Source organism: Candidatus Pantoea bituminis (genome assembly GCF_018842675.1).
Classification (GTDB): Bacteria; Pseudomonadota; Gammaproteobacteria; order Enterobacterales; family Enterobacteriaceae; genus Pantoea; species Pantoea phytostimulans.
Genome location: NZ_JAGTWO010000005.1, coordinates 45886 through 62568 on the forward strand (window position 1 = coordinate 45886; position 16683 = coordinate 62568).

Consider the following 16683-nt stretch of genomic DNA (forward strand, 5'->3'; position numbering starts at 1 on the left):
AATTCAGTTTCGCAATGGCATGACCTTTGATCGTGCTGCGGGCCTTGTCCCCTACTTAAAACGCTTGGGCATCAGCCACCTCTATGCTTCGCCAATTTTCACCGCGACATCGGAGTCCACTCACGGCTATGACGTGACCGATGCGAATGAAATTGAGCCTGCTATTGGCGGCCGCGCAGGTTTTGACCGCCTGGTAAAAGCGTTAAAAGCGGCTGATATTGGGCTGATTATCGATATTGTCCCGAATCATATGGCCGCCTCGCTGGAAAATGCCTGGTGGCGTGATGTCATTGAAAAAGGTGAAAACAGCCGCTACGCCCAACATTTTGATATTAACTGGTCGCGGCGACTCACCTTACCGGTGCTTGGCGATACCTTTGAGACGGTGCTGGAAAACGGCGAAATCGCGCTAAAACCCGATCCGAAAACCGGTAATCCAAGCTTCGCCTACTATGAAAACTTTTTCCTCTCGCCCACGAAACCTGGCAAGGTCGCGAGTCAGAGACTTTGCAACTTACTGACAAGGCAGAAATCGCCACACTCCATGAACAGCAGCCTTATCGATTAATGTCATGGCGTGATGCGCCGCGTGACCTTTCCTATCGACGCTTCTTTGAAGTCACCGGGTTGGTCGGCGTGCGGGTTGAAGATAAAGCTGTTTTTGATGATACGCATCGGCTGATACTTGAACTGGTTCATACAGGCGCAGTCGATGGATTGCGGGTTGATCATGTGGATGGTTTGGCTGATCCCAAGGCGTACCTTGATCTGCTTCGTCAGGAGGCTGGCGTTGACTGTTACATCACGGTCGAGAAGATCCTTGGCGAAGGTGAACACCTTCCCGATGATTGGCCCATTTCTGGCACAACCGGTTACGAATTTATTGCCTCACTTTCCCACACGCTGGTGGATGGCGAAAAGCTCACTGCCTTGCGTAAAGCGTATGTTGATGTCGTGGGCAAGCCGGTTGATATGGAAGCTGAACTGCGTGCAGCAAAGCTTCTGATGGCGGACAAGAATTTCGAGGGCGAATTTACCACGCTACTCACCCTCGCTCTATCAATAGCAGAAACTGCAAAACTCACGCTGGAGGAGAAAGCCGTGCGATCCGCCCTGCGCGAGCTGTTGGTGGCTTTCCCGGTTTATCGCACTTACGGTACGGAGCAATCGCTACCGCCAGCCAGCCAGGACAGGCTGCAAAAGGTGGTCGAGAAAGTTAAAACCAGCGTCAACGCACCCGATCCTCAGGCACTCGATTACCTGACCCATATTCTTACTGGCGAGATCGCTGAAGCAGCCTTAAGCGAGGCGGCTAACTTTCGTATCCGTTTCCAGCAATTAACGGGACCGTTGATGGCGAAATCAGTAGAAGATACGCTGTTTTATCGTCAAAACATGTCGTTGGCGTTGAATGAAGTGGGTGCAGAACCGTTGCCGCGCGCCTTCTCGCCTGACCACTTTCATGCTGAGATGAAAACGCGGCTGGAACGTCAGCCAGATGCACTTTCAAGCACCTCAACGCATGACACTAAACGCGGCGAAGATGCGCGGGCGCGGCTTTATACCCTGACCGAAGCGCCCGAGCTGTGGGCAGAATGCGTCGCCCGTTGGCGCCAGCTGAATCAATCCAACGTTAGCCAGCTTGATGATGGAGCCGCACCGGAACCTGCGGTTGAATGGATGCTTTATCAGGCGCTGGCTGGCGTTTGGCCTGCTATGCTGCAGCCAGACGATAACGCTGGCCTGGAGGCGCTTGAGAAGCGGTTTCTGGCTTATGTAGAAAAAGCGTTGCGGGAAGCGAAACGTCGCACCAACTGGGGCGATGGCAACGAAACCTATGAAAAAGCAGTGCTCGACTATGCACGTCATCTGCTTTCTTCCTCTAATCAAACCTTCCTGAAGGATTTTAGCGCGTCTATGCAGCCTTTCATTCGCGCGGGTTTGGTTAACAGCCTGACGCAGTCGGTGATAAAACTCACTGCGCCGGGCGTGCCTGATATCTATCAAGGCTGTGAGGCGCTGGATTTCAGCCTTGTTGATCCGGATAATCGGCGCGAACCCGATTTCGCCACGCTAGAGCAGCAGCTAAACGTTGATCAGAAGCTGAGTGCTTTCACTGAGCAAAGCGTGTTCAGCGGTGAGCTAAAACAACATGTGATTGCAACGTTGTTACGCTGTCGTCAAGAAACACCAACGCTGTTTCGTCAGGGTGATTATTTGCCGCTGATCGCCAAAGGTAAAAAAGCGGAACACGCGTTGGCCTTTGCGCGCCTTGACGGCGACGATGCGCTCATTGTCATCGTCCCTCGCCTCGTCTTCAAAGGCATTGAGCAGGGTCTTATGCAGCCGAACACAGAGCACTGGGCAGAGACAGAGATCGCTTTGCCTGAACAGCTTGCCAACCGGCGCTATCACAATGTTCTCAACGGAGAAGCGCTGTTGCTGGAAGACACTCTTAAATTGGAAACGTTTAAAGAGCGGCCTTCGGTCGTCATTCTTCGTGGATGATCCGTTCTGACTGATCATTGGAAGAATAATCTTTAGCTGATAACCCTCTTAAAGCCGATACGCACTGTGTCGGCTTTTTTACATCATGTTGTTGTGAAATTTCATTTAACACCAAGAGGGGGGTTCTATGCCGGAACCACCGAAATTTCCGTTTCCCCAGTTTCAGCCCGGCGACCAGCACATCCAGATCAATAATTTCATTGCTGTTCTGGAAGGTATAATGCCCGTTCAGCAAAATGTGCTGCCAGGCCACCTTCTGTCCGTCAACGGCACCATAAAGCGTCTCTGGATCAAACGAATAGAGTGGAAAAACCGTCAGGGCCTCTATGGCATCGGTGATACAGTCATTGGCCGTGAGCAGTGATACCAGGTGGAGGTACTGTTCATATGTAGTTTCCAGTACAGGGAACGGTATATCGCTGATTCTCGCCATGACATGATTGCCATGATTCATCACATGGAACAACCGGAAATAATGTATTTCCTGATCGAACCGGTATTCGAGCGCGCGGGCACACTTGAAGCGCAATGGTCGTCTGATTCCGGAATAGCAAACATCATCACTCGGATGATCCATTACCATGATTCAATCACTGAAGAAATTTCTACTATGGCAACTCAGGTTTTTATCATCGCTGTACGGGTCTGTGATTCTCACGATTATTTTCGCACTGCTTCAGGGGTATTTTTTCCCTGATAGCCCTGTCTGGCCTATAGGCGTATTCGCCATACTTATGATTGTTATTTTTACGCGTTACTGTAAATGGTGAAAGCGTGAATATCACAGTTATTTAAATCATCACTAATAAGGAAATTATATGTCTACTCCCGCTCATTTATGGCTTAAAGATGAAAACGGATCGCCGATTGTTGGCAGTTTTTTAATGCCCCTGCGTTTGGGTTCCATCGAATTAAAATCATTTTCGCATGGTGTATCCATTCCAGTAGATCCCAGCTGATGCAAACTTACCGGAACGCGCGTTCATAGCCCGATCACGATAGTGAAAGAATTTGACCAAACGACACCTATTCTGTATCGCGCCGTATGTGAAAGCCGCACACTGAAAAAAGCAACGTTCAATATATTACCTTTCAGAGTTTGAAGGAGACCTGATACGGCTGCGTACCCGCGAAGGTATGGCCATCGCATGAGCAAAAGGGAAACTGCGAGGGAAATACCAAAATTGTCTGATAAGCAGCAAAAAGCGCTTTGCAGGATGCACGGAAGCGGCGAATATTCAATCAGCGGTTTGGCTGAATTATTTCCCGTTTCACGACCGACTGTTTACCGGATGCTTTGCCGTGGGCAAAAATGAACAACTGGACTTACTGAAAATTAACAAGGAGCGGTTATGTACAACAACAATGAAGCCATCAATTATTTGCAGGCTAATAAAATTCTCGCACTAAAGCTCGACCATGAATTAGCGGGCGTAGGAAAAGCTGTATCAAATCAGATTGAAACGATAGGTGCAGGTGCAACGCGTGTGCTGTATTACTTGAGCGCGCAGGGGCGTTTACGTACTCAGAATCAGAGACAAATATTGCAGACATTATCACCAGGATGATTCGATAACGATGTTTAGCCTTATTAAAAGATTCTTTAAGCGAGTGTTTACGTCTCTTGTCGGCCTTTATGCTCCTCAGGTAATAATAATTACATATGCGCTGGTGCAGATAAATTTTTTCCTGCTGTCCCGCTTTGGTTTATACCGGTGTTCGCTGTCTTTGTAATATATATTTTTAGTCGATATGTGAAATGGTAACTTCTTAAAACGAGTAATCCTAAAATTTATTTATAAGGAAATTACATGTCTACACCCGCACATTTATGGCTTGAAGATGAAAACGGATCGCCGATTGGCCGGAATCATCGGAATACACAGCGCTTTCCCGTGGGAAAAATGAAAAACTGGATTTAATGAAAATGAACAAGGAGCGGTTATGTACTACAGCAATCAAGTTATCACTTATTTGCAGGCTAATAAGATTCTTGCACTAAAGCTCGACCACGCATTAACGGGCGTAGGAAAGGTTGTATCAAATCAGATTGAAACGATAGGTGCAGGTGCAACGCGTGTGCTGTATTACACATCCTGCTTTACTGACGAATATCAGGACGTCTGCCAGCAACAAAAGACCGAGGATAGCCGATTTAAAAACGGCGTCATTTATCTTCTGCGACATGGTAATGTTGCGTATGAAATGCTCAAAATATATTTCGAAGAAATATTTAAATATAAAACTTCAGAACAGCTTGAGCATATCAAACAAATGCTTATGACTGTTAATATCCATCTTGCCGCCAGTTCGCTGACAAACGCGGGGTTTGCTTTAGCAACAGCATCATTTGTCGCTGCTGGCATGAATCTAAGCCTTGAACTCAGTGCGCTGGCAGGGCGAAGAGCGAGACAGGTTGTTGGGGTTATTGGTATATACGGCATTGTCCAGAAAGCAGCAAATAGCGCGCATCGTCTTCACATTACTTACCCAGCTTACTACTCAGCGCTATACGCTCAAGAGCTGGAAATGATGTACTTCCTGATAGAGCCACTGTTTGAGCGGGCTGAGGCGTTTAAAGCACAATGGGTATCGGATAGTGAAATTGCAGACATCATTACCAGGATGATTCGATAATAATGATGAACATTATTAAAAGGTTTTTCAGTCGGATAGTCAGGTCATTGATTTCGGATTATAGCCCGACAGGGCTGACAATAATATTCGCTTTGGTTCAGGATTTGTTATTCCCGGACAGCCCAATCTGGCTTATACCCTTATTTTTTGTGTTTTTGATGGTTATTTTATCGATCTATGAAATTGTAAAGTCCAAACGTTAGCATTATCTAAAATTTATTTATAAGGAAATTACATGTCTACACCCGCCCACTTATGGCTTGAAGATGAAAACGGATCGCCGATTGTTGGCAGTTGTTTAATGCCACTGCGCCAGGGGTCTATTGAGTTAAAATCATTCTCCCACGGTGTAACTATTCCTGTGGATCCGAGCTGGGGAAAACTGACAGGCACGCGAGTTCACCGCCCTATCACGATAGTGAAGGAGTTTGATCAGACAACACCACTCCTGTACCGCGCTGTCTGTGAAGGTCGAACCATGAAGAAGGCGACAATCAAGATGTACCGTATTCTGGAATCAGGCATTGAGGCAGAGTATTTCAATATCATTCTGGAAAACATCAAAATCACGACGGTTTCCCTTACCTTGCCCCGAATGGCATGAGCAGCACCCATCTTGAAACACTCGAGTTGCGTTATGAGGCGATTACCTGGAAGTATACGGAAGGAAATATTATCTATCGTGATTCATGGAACGATCGTTGTTGTGCCTGATAACGAAGGAAATGAGGTCGATGCCTCCTCTGAGACTACCGAGGAGAGAAAATGATCGATTTAACTGCGGAACAGCGACAGCTGGCGAATATAGTTCATGATTATGCTACCCACTTTGCCCTGACAGAAATGGCGCTGCTCAGTTATTGCAAGGCTGTTATGACTACATGGATGTCTTTAAACAGATGATGGACAGCACTTCAAAAGTCCAGATGGACTACATTTGCCTGCAATACCCTGGATATTTTCGCTTTGCAAAATGGATGGAAAGGCTGGAAAAGGGTATTGCTGATGGAGTCATTGAAGTGTCGAAAGATCACTAAAAACAACGGGCCGGAATTTTCGACGGTTCCGGTGTAGAACACCAAGAGGGTGAAAAAGATGATTGTCAGAACCTGGCATGGATGCGTTCCGCTACATCATGCAGAAGGCTTTGCAAGGCATTTAGCGTTGACGGGCGTTGAACATTCTAAAAACACACCAGGAAATTTAGGCGCCTTTGTTCGACGTGAAACACAGGGCGACTGGGAACATTTCTTTCTGGCGACTTACTGGAGAGATGTAGAGGCGGTAAAAGCCTTTGCAGGCGAGGATTATCATGTCGCCGTTACCTATCAGGACGACGAACAGTTTGCGCTGCTTTCTGATCCTTATGTTTTTCAGCATAGCGTTGAGTCAGTTTCTGCGCTTTAAGCACGGCAAAAAGGTGGCAAGTTTCATTCCCTGCCACCTTTTTTTAGGCTTATTTCAGATTAATACGCGCCACACTGTCTGGACCTTTAGTTGAATTGTCTTCGTTAAAATCCTGCTTAACAGACACATACAACGTTTGCCCATCTTCGGAAACCAGCAAACTATTGGGATGGCTTTCGAATGACCAGCTGTTTTTCACAGCGTAGGTTGTCGCATCCAGTTGAAGCACTTTTTCGACTGGCGTTGGCTAATATAAATTTCATTGCGTTTGGCATTAAATTTAATCCCTAATGCATCACCTGAAATACGTTTTATCACCTTGCCGCTGTGCTCATCAAATACCAGCGTGGTTTTGGCTTTGGAATCATCCGTCACAAACAGACGCCCGGTCGCCGGATCTTCTGCAAGATTGACGAACAGATATTCTTTACCGTCGTCAGGCGCCCAGCGTTTTACAATCTTGTGCGTGTGCGGATTAATAACCTGAATAACGCCGCCACCGGTTGCTGCATAAATACGATCTGTTACCGGTGAGTACGTGATGCCTGTCACCCATTTACCTGCATTTTTGATCCGCGTTTTCAGGGTCATTGTTTTGGCATCAACCACCCAAATCACCGCCGGATCGCTTACGCCACCAATATACAGTAGCCCTTGATGTAGGAAAATTTCACGCGCACCCATGGGATCGCCATCTTTGTCTTTTTCACTGAACATCAGGCGCTGTAAGACTTTGCCGCTTTTCGCATCCACTTTGGAGATGCCACCATCCAACGTATTGGTGACATAAAACAGGCTGCCGTCCGGCTCTACTGCCATCGCAAAATTTTTCAGGTCGGTATGCGTTTCGCCTTTGGTCTCCAGAGTGGCGGGATCGAGACGATAAAGCATACCGCCGTTAACATCTTTAAACCCTTGGGCACTGGCAACAAACAGCGCGTTGGCGGCAGATGAATAGGTCATTTCATACAGCCCGTCCCCAATAACACGTTGAGAAATGTGGGCCTCAGCTGGCTTTATTGTCGTCTCAGCGAATGCTGCGGGTTTGTTGTTCTTTGCGGGGTTTGGCACGCAGTCAGACTGAAAGCAGCAACGGTCGCCACGGCTAACGCGGCTTTGCGCGAGCTGATAAACATTTTCAAAATGAACTCCATCAATGGAAAAACGACTTTGGTAAGGTCGATGCGCAAACGTCTCGCCGACAAAGAATGCGAATCATACGCATTACCAAATACTAAGTAAATCCAGTGTTTGTTAACAAAAAGAGCCACGACTTTTGTATGAACAAATTTTGCTCATCTTGAATCTGCTCATGCTTCGCGCATCCTTTCTGATCAAAAAGTTTTATAAACAACAACCTAGATAGGTTAACTATTACGCCTTGAAGAAATGGCTTGTTACATTTAGTCATTGAACTTTTCCGCGACGAACCAAAAGTAAATCATTATCATCCGCATTCTCATCATTGCGGTTCTGTTCTCTCTCATAATGCGCTTTTCTGCATAGGCCAGGGTTTAGGAATGTGAAACTGCAACGCGAATAAAATGAACATTCCTTAAGGGAAGTGATATGGATTTTGATTGCAGGAAAAAAGGCCAACCCCAGCGTGCGTCGGGCATTAAACAAGGTTTTACGCTCTCTTTATTAGCCTTAACGATTCATGCATTGCTTGCGCCTGTAGCGGCGCAAGCTGCTTTAAACGACGCTTCACAACCTGATCTCGTGGTGGATGCTGACGCAAGTCCCGCTGATGTCAGCCACGAGCAGCAAGATTACGCAGTGAAAACCACGCGTGCTGGCACCAAAATGCTGCTTACGCCGCGCGACGTTCCACAATCAATCAGTGTGATCACCAAGCAACGCATGGAAGATCAAAACCTGCAATCTGTGGGTGATGTGTTGGATAACACCACCGGCATTGCCACTTCCCTCATTGATAGTGAACGTTCCAGTTACTACTCACGCGGCTTCGAGATCACCGATTACACCTTTGATGACATTCCAAGCTCAGTTAGTGATACCTGGAACTTTGGTGATGCGGCAGAAGACACGGCGATTTATGATCGTATCGAAGTGGTGCGTGGCGCAACTGGCTTGATGACAGGCGCTGGCAGCCCTTCAGCTTCCGTCAACATGGTACGTAAACACGCAGACAGTAAAACATTTACCGGTAATCTCAGCGCCAGCTACGGCAGTTGGAACAAGCAACGCTACGTGGCGGATGTTTCTGGCTCCTTGAACGAAGAAGGCACGGTTCGTGGCCGCGTAGTGGCCGGCTATCAAGATCAGGACAGCTGGGTTGATCGCTACCATAAAACCAAAAAGTTTTTATATGGCGTGGTTGATGCGGATGTCACAGATAACACCACGTTGTCAGTGGGTTACGACTATCAGGAAAGTAATACCGGCAACCCAACCTGGGGCGGACTGCCGACGTGGTACAGCAACGGTGCGCGTACCCATTATGATCGCCATAGCAGCGTGTCAACTGACTGGACGGATTACAACACTGAGTCGCGCAAAGTCTTTGCTAACCTGACGCACAATTTTGATAACGGCTGGAGCGTGCGCGTGAATGGCACACACGGCGAGCAGCAGTTCAACGATAAGTTGCTGTATGTTGAAGGTTTCCCGGATATCGATACGGGCGAAGGGACCAGTGGATTTGGTAGTAAAGATCGCGGCACGCGCAAGGTCGACGCCATTGATACATACGCAACCGGCCCGTTTGAACTGTTAGGCCGTCAGCATGAATTGGTTGCTGGCGTCAGTTACAGTCGCCAGCACAATACAACGTACAGCTCAGACGGCCCGATTGAAACGGAGCAGATGGGCAGCGTAACCAACAGATGGAACGGTGATGTTGCCGAACCCAGCTGGGGTGAATGGTATCTGAACGCTGATGATGTGGTGCGTCAAAAATCTGCTTATACGGCGGCTCGCTTCTCTCTCGCTGATCCGTTATCACTGATTGTTGGCGCGCGTTATACGCAATGGAGCAGCGTGGGCAGTAGCGGCAACGTGCGTAAAAACAACATCACGCCTTATGGCGGATTGGTTTATGACATCAACGACACATGGTCGGCTTACGCCAGTTATACCTCAATATTCCAGCCACAAACCTATCGTGATAGCAGCGGCAAATATCTCTCGCCGGTTACCGGTAAAAATTATGAAACCGGGCTGAAATCAGACTGGTTTAATGGTCGCCTGACGTCTACTTTTTCGGTGTTCCGCATTGAGCAAGACAATGTAGGTCAGGAAGATGGCGATAGACATGTTAACAATTCCAGTGAACAGGCCTATTACGCCGCCAAAGGGGCAGTGAGTAAAGGCGCGGAATTTGAGCTGAATGGCGCAGTGACCGATAACCTGCAATTGACCTTCGGTGCCACGCGCTACGTCGCGAAAGATTCAACCGGTCGTTTCAACAGCCAACTCCCGCAGACTTCGTTCAAGTTGTTTACCCGCTACGCATTACCGATGGTGCCCGATTTGACCATTGGCGGTGGCGTAAACTGGCAAAACCGTACCTTCCAGGACACCACCAATGCCAACGGCGAAGCGGCACGCGTTTATCAGGGAAGCTATCCGCTGGCGAGCCTGTTTGCCCGTTATCAGGTCAACAAACAGTTAGCGGTTCAGGCGAACGTCGACAACCTGTTTGACCGCACTTACTACGCTTATCTCAGTGATTATGCGGTTTACGGTGAACCACGCAGTTACTCAGTAAGCCTCTCATATATGTTCTAAATAGCAACGGCATCCTCAACCTGCCGTTGGGGATGCCGTTGTTTAGCGCAATTTCACCATCAATCCTGAATAACGCGTTATGCCGCCGCGCCTTTAGTCTGCAAAGCGATATGTCCTGCCCACAAGCTGGCAACCCACTTCACGCCTTTGGCGGTAAAACGAGCCTGCGAAAATGCATGCTGATTTTCACCTACACCGGAATGCAGTGTGAAATAGCCCGCCTGAAGATGGTAATGCTGCGGAGTCAGCACGCCATTAGCGCGATACATGATGTTGCGTTCCAGCAAGAACTGACGGAACTCAGGTTCTTTCGCCTTCAGCATTTTACAAAGCTGACGAAAACCTAGCGCATCATCCACTTCAATGAAGCGATCGAAAAATTCAGCCTTTGGGGCGGAAAGTGCCAGTTTCTGCTCAGCAGCCAGGCGCTGTTCAAATTGCTCAGCCCATGCACGCGCAGCAGCAGCAGGATTGGTGAAGTCTGGTAAATGGGCGCTTTTTTCGCGCTCTTGCCAGCGATCCAGCGCTTCAGCTGTAAATCCTGGGGAGAGACGGGCAACCGCCAGTAAAGAATCTCGCTTGTTCAGGCAATATTCCTGACGCATTTCTCCTTCCCTCTCATACAGGTTAACCATGATGGGATTAGAGAGACGCTGCGCGGTTTCGAGACTTTTTATCAGACGTTTCACTTCACCGTGCGTAATGCCTGTCATTTTGGCAATTTCACGGCTGCTCATCGTGACCGATTGATCCAGCGAATTGAGGTTTTCTGTCAACATCATCATAGGCATCACCATCCACTTACTTACACAATTACCCGGCAGGCAGTAGAAATATTATACAATCACCTGTTTAAATATCCAGTATTTTTTTAAGCAATTATGTAAGCTGAATCTTTTACGGCATGGCGGTGTAAAGTGATCGTAAGTTGTTGATAATTAGCCCTGTTCACCCCATCAAGGCGCAGTGAACAGGGAACAAAGTGAATATTAATCTTCAGCGGTTTTGCGAACAGCAGGCATTTTTAACGGCGCGATAACCACATTTACCCCCAAATCTTGCAGGCGATGTAAAGTCGGCACCGGCGTACCTTGGTTAACAATGACAACATCAAACTCGCTTAAATGCGCAAAACTGTGCAGCGCCCGACGTTCAAACTTAGTGTTATCCATCATCAGAACGCGTTTCTGCGAGGATTCAAACATGGCGCGCTTGGTTTCAACCGTTTCTGCTGACTGGTGAAACACGGTGTCGTCGGTGATAGCCGACATGCTGACAAAAAACATGTCAGCACGCAGGCTGGCAATCTCTTTGCGTGTCATCCGGCCCATAAAGGCGTTACACCAGTTATGGAACTGCCCTCCCAAGCCCAACAGCGTAATGTCGCGCACATTCTTCAACTCACTCATTAACGTCAGCGAATTGGTAATTACGGTCAAAGGGGCTTTAGCAGGGAGAAAGCGCGCCATTTGCAGCACGGTCGTGGAATCATCAAGAAAAATAGCCTGCCCAGTTTCAAGATAACCCGCCGCCACTTCCGCAATCGCCTGCTTTTCCTCAAGTTGGCGCGTTGCTCGATAGATATCGCTGGATTCAACCAAGCTGGTTGGGGTTGCTGAAACCACACCGCGTGATTTGTGCAACAAGCCACGCTCTACCATTTCATCTATATCACGATGCGCGGTCATCAGGCTGATGCCAAAGCGCTCGGTTAACTCTTCAATACGGATGGCGCCTGCGGCCATTACGGCTTCCGCAATCAGTTGGCGTCGCGCCAGTTGTCGTGCTTGTCGGCTGTCGCTGGGTAACGTTTCTGCCATAAATACGCCGAGAGAATTATCCTGCGGGTTTTGCGCCATAGTTCATCCGAGATTATGAGAGGAAAATGCCATTTCGGACCCAATTACACCGCCGAATCGACTATTTAGCAAATAGTGATGTGAGATAAAAAAGGGCGCCGCAGCGCCCAATAACGTCGTTCGCACACTTACTCAGATAAAACAAAAGGTGATACAAACTTGTCGGCGTTTTCTTTAGTAATCAATACGCAGTCGAAAAGTTGCTTCTCAGAAGCCGCGCCGGTTTTACCGGTTTTCAAGAAACTGTCGGCTTGTTCAACCGCTTTTTGTGCAAACTGCGCAACAGGTTGCATGACGGTATAAGCCAACGTGCCCGCTTTCACTGCGTCAACCGCATCCGGCGAACCGTCAAAGCCACCGACTTTAATTTGATTCAGCTTGCCCGCTTCTTTTAATGCCGCAATAGCACCCAATGCCATTTCATCATTACCGCTGATAACACCTTTAATATTGGGGTTCGCCTGCAGCAGCGACTGCATTTTATTAAAGCCTTGTGTGCGGTCCCAGTTCGCCACTTCTTTACCGACCTGTTTTAAGTCTGGATATTGCGTTAACACCGTTTCAAAACCGTTGGCGCGGGTGGCGGCATTGTTATCTGAAGGTGGGCCGACTAGCTCAACATAGCTTGCGTTGTCCCCGACTTGTTTTACCCATTCCATTGCACCCACTGCCGCGCCCTGCGCATTGTTTGACACCAATTGCGCTTTGGCTAAACCGCTTTGGTTAAGCTCAGCATTAATCACAAATACCGGGATATTGGCCGCAATAGCTTTCTTCACCGAACCGATTGAACCGTCCGCATTCGCGGGATCGAGGATGATCGCTTTTGATTTGTTGGTAATCGCGGTATCGATAAGCTGGCTCTCGGTGTTGGTATCACCCTTGTGCGCGCTGACTTTGGCGCTATAGCCCAGCTTTTCTGCGGCCTTCTGCGCGACTTGCCCTTCCGTTAACCAATAAGGATTGGAAGGATCGTTAACGATGATGGTCATCAGCCCATTATCGGCCCAGCTGGGTGTAGCAAAAGCGGTGACTGCGACAGCGGCGGCTGCCAGAATGAAACGTTTGCTGTTATTAAACATGTTATTGCTCCGTTATTATTGGGGTACAGGTATACGGATTCACTCTCGCTACGGACGAGAACGCCGCAGCGAGTGAGATCTATCTTCCGCGTCGACCGTATTGCAGGGTGTTCAGCAACACAGCCAGCACGATAACTGCGCCAGTAAATACCGTCTGCCAGTAAGCAGAAACGCCGATAATTACCAGTCCATCTGAGAGAAAACCGATGACGAATGCACCGAGAAGCGTGCCGCGCACATTGCCGCGTCCACCGGTCAGCGCCGCGCCACCAATGACCACGGCAGCAATCGCTGTTAATTCGTAGGTGGTACCCGCCGTTGGGCCTGCAGAAGTCAGTTGTGAAGAGAGCACCAATCCGGCCATCGCAGCGCAAATGCCGGAAAGCACATAAACACTGACTTTGATGCGTTTAACCGGCACACCGGACAAGTCCGCAGCACGTTCGTTGCCGCCAGAAGCATATAACCAGCGACCAAACGCCGAACGACTCAGCAAGAAACCGCAGGCCAGCGCCACCACGCCCAGCACTAATACGCCAACCGGAATGTTGAAGATGCGATTGAAGCCCAGCCAGTCAAAACCGGTATTGCCGAGCGCTTCGCTGCCCGATAATTTGTTATAAGTCAGGCCGTTGGTCATCAGCAGTGCCACGCCACGTGCGACATACAATGAGCCGAGTGTCGCGACGAATGCCGGTACACGGCACCAGGCAATCAAAATACCGTTGACCAATCCCACCAATGCCCCCATCGCCAGCGTTAGAACCGCTACGGCCCACACCGGCAGATAAAGCACCACGCCCAGCGCCTCTAAGTTCACGCCTTGCATCAAAAAGCCGGCAAACACGCCAGCCAGGCCCAGCGTCGATCCCACCGAGAGGTCAATTCCGCCATTCAAAATCACCAGCAGCATGCCAATTGCCGGCAAGCCGAAAATGGCAACGTGAGAGGCCATGGTTAAAAAGTTTGCGCCGGTAAAGTAGTTGGGTGAGAGCAAGGAAAAGGTCGCGATAATGATCAGCAAAGCAATAAAGGCGCGACCTTCCAACAGCAAGCGAGCAATATTCGTGCCTTTAGACGGACTCGCTTTTTTAGTGACAGGCGGTGATGCGCTCAATATTTGAGTTCTGTCAGTCATGGGTTTTTCTCCGTTTTTCATCGTCATGCCACCAGTGATTCGCCTGAAGCGGCCATAATGCGTTCTTTTGTTACGCTGGAATCGAAGATGGCTGATATCCGCCCTTTGCTCATCACCACAATTCGATGTGCAATGCTCAAACATTCGCCCACTTCGGAGGTGGTATAAACCACTGCTAATCCTTTTTGGCGTTCTCCGCCAGCAGCCGAAAGACTTCCGCTTTCGCACCGATATCAATGCCGCGGCTGGGTTCATCCAGCAGGATCACTTTGGGACGGGTGGCCAGCATTTTGCCAATCACCACTTTTTGTTGGTTGCCACCCGACAGCGAGCCAATTGCCGCCTCGCCGCCGGAAGTTTTCACCGTCACGTTACGGATGCTGTCGCTAACCAGCTGTTTTTCACGGCGCGTCGACAGCACCAGCCCACGCACAAACTCGCTGATACTGGCGAGAGAGATGTTTTCTCCTACCGTCATGGTTTGAACCAAACCGTCTCGCTGACGATCTTCTGGCACCAAGGCCAAGCCGCCGGCGATGCGTTGTGAAATGGTCAGATCTGAAACATCGTCGCGCCCTAAAAGATGCTGCCGCTGGCCTGACGTAACCGCCCTGCCACGCACTCCATGAGTTCCGTGCGGCCTGCCCCCATTAACCCGTATATACAGACGATTTCACCCGCACGGACATTCAGAGAAAGGTTGTCCACCAGCTTGATGCCCGCTTTGCCTTTCACCGTGAGATCTTTCACTTCCAACGCGGTAGAGCCAAAGTCGTAGCCTTGCGGCGGCGCGCCCAAATCAAAATGGTCGCCCACCATGTTGCGCACGATCCACTCAAGATCAATTTCATCGCGCTTGGCATAGGCGGTCATGACACCATCACGCAGCACAACGGCCCGATCGGTAATTTCGAGTGCTTCTTCAAGATGGTGAGAGATATAAACAATCGCTACGCCCTGGCTGGTCAGATCGCGAATCACCTGAAACAGCACTTCAACTTCAGCAGCACTTAATGCAGACGTGGGTTCATCCATGATTAAAATTTGTGAGTTCACGGACAATGCTCGCGCAATTTCAACAATTTGCTGTTGACCGAGTCGGAGATTTTCAACCGGCGTTAACGGATCGATTTCTTCTTCAAGCGCCTCCATCAGATGGCGCGTTACACGTGCCTCTTCGGCGTAGTTCACGCCGCCAGGTTTCATGATTTCACGCCCAATAAAAATGTTGTCGCGCACATTCATATTTGGTGCGAGATTCAACTCCTGATGAATAATCGAAATCCCGCAATCACGCGCTTCAGTCGCGGAGTGAAACACTTTGCGTTCGCCGTTCAATACAATGTCACCCGAGCTGGGGTTGATTACTCCAGACAGGATCTTCATTAAGGTGGATTTGCCTGCGCCATTTTCACCAAACAGCGTAGTGACTTCGCCACGACGAATTTCAAAATTGACGCCTTTCAGCGCGTGGGTAGAGCCGTAAACCTTGCTCACGTTACGAGCCTCAAGGATTACTTCGCCTTTCAACAGCGCGGGATTAACGTTAAACGGGCTCATTTCACCTCCAGACTAACCGGCGTGATCATCCAGTTTTTAGGATTGAGTAAACGAAACACGCCCACCACCTGCACGGTTTTACCGGTTAAGGCAGCGTTATCGACTTTGTCTAACACGGCGGTTTTCATCGCGCGGTTAATCGCTGAACCCGCGTTCTGATATTCGATTTGGTTAGTGAAATCGCCGAACTGGATTTTGCCCGTTGCATCACGCAGATCGGTACCGGTAATGGCTGGCCCAGTTTGCATCCTTACCTGTATCCCTTGTGGCATATCGGCCACTTTCAACGCGTAAATGCCCATTTTTCCTTGCTCTACCACGCCTTCCAGTTTCACCGACATCACCGGAAGTGGTGAACCCACGCCATATTTTTTCGCCGCTTCTTGCTGATTAGCCAGCAAGGCTTCTGCCAGTGTTTTGGCATCAATGGCTCGCGCAGCAACGTCTTTCTGAATATCAGGGAAGTGTTTGCTGCCGTAGCTGTCGGGCGAAAAAGCCTGCTCTTGCACATCGTCAGCTGAGCCTTTTTTGACCACTTTGGTGTCCAATGCCATTGCACCGATCACCACGATGACGGCGAGACTAATAAAGCTGTAGCGCCGTAAGCGGCGGCGGGAAAGTTGGCTCGTAAGTGTAGAGACATCGGACATGATGTTGACCTCTCAGGCTGTTCAACAGGCGATATACGCCGCCTTAAATGTTATAAATATGATAACTACTGTGAAGAGAATCGTTCTGA

At 49.1% G+C, this 16683-nt stretch carries 10 protein-coding genes and 8 pseudogenes; 10 read left to right on the forward strand and 8 right to left on the reverse strand.

What is annotated here, in order from left to right; all coding sequences use genetic code 11:
- The first annotated feature begins 19 nt into the window (after positions 1-19).
- Positions 20-2508, forward strand: a pseudogene (treY, locus tag KQP84_RS22705) (malto-oligosyltrehalose synthase).
- Between the two features lie 249 nt (positions 2509-2757).
- Here the strand turns inward: treY and KQP84_RS22710 are convergent.
- Positions 2758-2962: pseudogene (locus KQP84_RS22710) on the reverse strand (Tn3 family transposase); the annotation flags it as partial.
- 3 nt (positions 2963-2965) lie between these two features.
- Here KQP84_RS22710 and KQP84_RS22715 point away from each other — a divergent pair.
- From KQP84_RS22715 to KQP84_RS22750, 8 genes and pseudogenes are all read left to right on the forward strand, one after another.
- Positions 2966-3205, forward strand: a complete 240-nt coding sequence (locus KQP84_RS22715; RefSeq protein WP_215848724.1) for a hypothetical protein — start codon at positions 2966-2968, stop codon at positions 3203-3205.
- Positions 3206-3326: 121 nt separating this feature from the next.
- Positions 3327-3593: pseudogene (locus KQP84_RS26330) on the forward strand (Hcp family type VI secretion system effector); the annotation flags it as partial.
- 7 nt (positions 3594-3600) lie between these two features.
- Positions 3601-3824 (forward strand): annotated as a pseudogene (locus KQP84_RS26335) (helix-turn-helix domain-containing protein); the annotation flags it as partial.
- 36 nt (positions 3825-3860) lie between these two features.
- Positions 3861-4076, forward strand: coding sequence for a hypothetical protein (locus tag KQP84_RS22730; RefSeq protein ID WP_215848725.1), 216 nt, complete (start codon positions 3861-3863; stop codon positions 4074-4076).
- A 376-nt stretch (positions 4077-4452) separates the two neighbouring features.
- Positions 4453-5145 carry a hypothetical protein gene (locus tag KQP84_RS22735; RefSeq protein ID WP_215848402.1) on the forward strand — a complete coding sequence of 231 codons (693 nt, stop codon included), beginning with the start codon at positions 4453-4455 and terminating at the stop codon, positions 5143-5145.
- 235 nt (positions 5146-5380) lie between these two features.
- Positions 5381-5859: pseudogene (locus tag KQP84_RS22740) on the forward strand (Hcp family type VI secretion system effector).
- A 51-nt stretch (positions 5860-5910) separates the two neighbouring features.
- Positions 5911-6182, forward strand: a pseudogene (locus tag KQP84_RS25615) (arylsulfatase regulator).
- Positions 6183-6240: 58 nt separating this feature from the next.
- Positions 6241-6552 carry an antibiotic biosynthesis monooxygenase gene (locus tag KQP84_RS22750; protein WP_215848699.1) on the forward strand — a complete coding sequence of 104 codons (312 nt, stop codon included), beginning with the start codon at positions 6241-6243 and terminating at the stop codon, positions 6550-6552.
- A 49-nt stretch (positions 6553-6601) separates the two neighbouring features.
- Here the strand turns inward: KQP84_RS22750 and KQP84_RS22755 are convergent.
- Positions 6602-7694, reverse strand: a pseudogene (locus KQP84_RS22755) (YncE family protein).
- 427 nt (positions 7695-8121) lie between these two features.
- Between KQP84_RS22755 and fhuE the strand changes: the two are divergent.
- Positions 8122-10305, forward strand: coding sequence for a ferric-rhodotorulic acid/ferric-coprogen receptor FhuE (gene fhuE / locus KQP84_RS22760; protein ID WP_215848404.1), 2184 nt, complete (start codon positions 8122-8124; stop codon positions 10303-10305).
- 77 nt (positions 10306-10382) lie between these two features.
- Here fhuE and KQP84_RS22765 read toward each other — a convergent pair whose 3' ends face one another.
- From KQP84_RS22765 to KQP84_RS22790, 6 genes and pseudogenes are all read right to left on the reverse strand, one after another.
- Positions 10383-11090, reverse strand: coding sequence for a phage antirepressor KilAC domain-containing protein (locus tag KQP84_RS22765; RefSeq protein WP_215848405.1), 708 nt, complete (start codon positions 11088-11090; stop codon positions 10383-10385).
- Between the two features lie 204 nt (positions 11091-11294).
- Positions 11295-12164, reverse strand: coding sequence for a DeoR/GlpR family DNA-binding transcription regulator (locus tag KQP84_RS22770; protein WP_215848406.1), 870 nt, complete (start codon positions 12162-12164; stop codon positions 11295-11297).
- 128 nt (positions 12165-12292) lie between these two features.
- Positions 12293-13246, reverse strand: a complete 954-nt coding sequence (locus KQP84_RS22775; RefSeq protein WP_215848407.1) for a D-ribose ABC transporter substrate-binding protein — start codon at positions 13244-13246, stop codon at positions 12293-12295.
- A 79-nt stretch (positions 13247-13325) separates the two neighbouring features.
- A complete protein-coding gene (locus tag KQP84_RS22780; protein WP_215848408.1) occupies positions 13326-14384 on the reverse strand; it encodes an ABC transporter permease in 1059 nt (352 codons plus the stop codon).
- Positions 14385-14407: 23 nt separating this feature from the next.
- Positions 14408-15944: pseudogene (locus tag KQP84_RS26015) on the reverse strand (sugar ABC transporter ATP-binding protein).
- Positions 15941-16594, reverse strand: coding sequence for a DUF2291 domain-containing protein (locus KQP84_RS22790; RefSeq protein ID WP_215848409.1), 654 nt, complete (start codon positions 16592-16594; stop codon positions 15941-15943). The pseudogene KQP84_RS26015 and the gene KQP84_RS22790 overlap by 4 nt, the downstream one beginning before the upstream one ends.
- Positions 16595-16683 lie beyond the last annotated feature (89 nt).

Excerpts from the sequence above, each read along its gene's own strand:
- KQP84_RS22715 (WP_215848724.1), top strand. The coding sequence starts at position 2,966 with ATGGAACAACCGGAAATAATGTATTTCCTGATCGAACCGGTATTCGAG.
- fhuE (WP_215848404.1), top strand. The coding sequence starts at position 8,122 with ATGGATTTTGATTGCAGGAAAAAAGGCCAACCCCAGCGTGCGTCGGGC.
- KQP84_RS22730 (WP_215848725.1), top strand. The coding sequence starts at position 3,861 with ATGTACAACAACAATGAAGCCATCAATTATTTGCAGGCTAATAAAATT.
- KQP84_RS22735 (WP_215848402.1), top strand. The coding sequence starts at position 4,453 with ATGTACTACAGCAATCAAGTTATCACTTATTTGCAGGCTAATAAGATT.
- KQP84_RS22770 (WP_215848406.1), bottom strand. The coding sequence starts at position 12,164 with ATGGCGCAAAACCCGCAGGATAATTCTCTCGGCGTATTTATGGCAGAA.
- KQP84_RS22750 (WP_215848699.1), top strand. The coding sequence starts at position 6,241 with ATGATTGTCAGAACCTGGCATGGATGCGTTCCGCTACATCATGCAGAA.
- KQP84_RS22790 (WP_215848409.1), bottom strand. The coding sequence starts at position 16,594 with ATGTCCGATGTCTCTACACTTACGAGCCAACTTTCCCGCCGCCGCTTA.
- KQP84_RS22780 (WP_215848408.1), bottom strand. The coding sequence starts at position 14,384 with ATGACTGACAGAACTCAAATATTGAGCGCATCACCGCCTGTCACTAAA.
- KQP84_RS22765 (WP_215848405.1), bottom strand. The coding sequence starts at position 11,090 with ATGATGATGTTGACAGAAAACCTCAATTCGCTGGATCAATCGGTCACG.
- KQP84_RS22775 (WP_215848407.1), bottom strand. The coding sequence starts at position 13,246 with ATGTTTAATAACAGCAAACGTTTCATTCTGGCAGCCGCCGCTGTCGCA.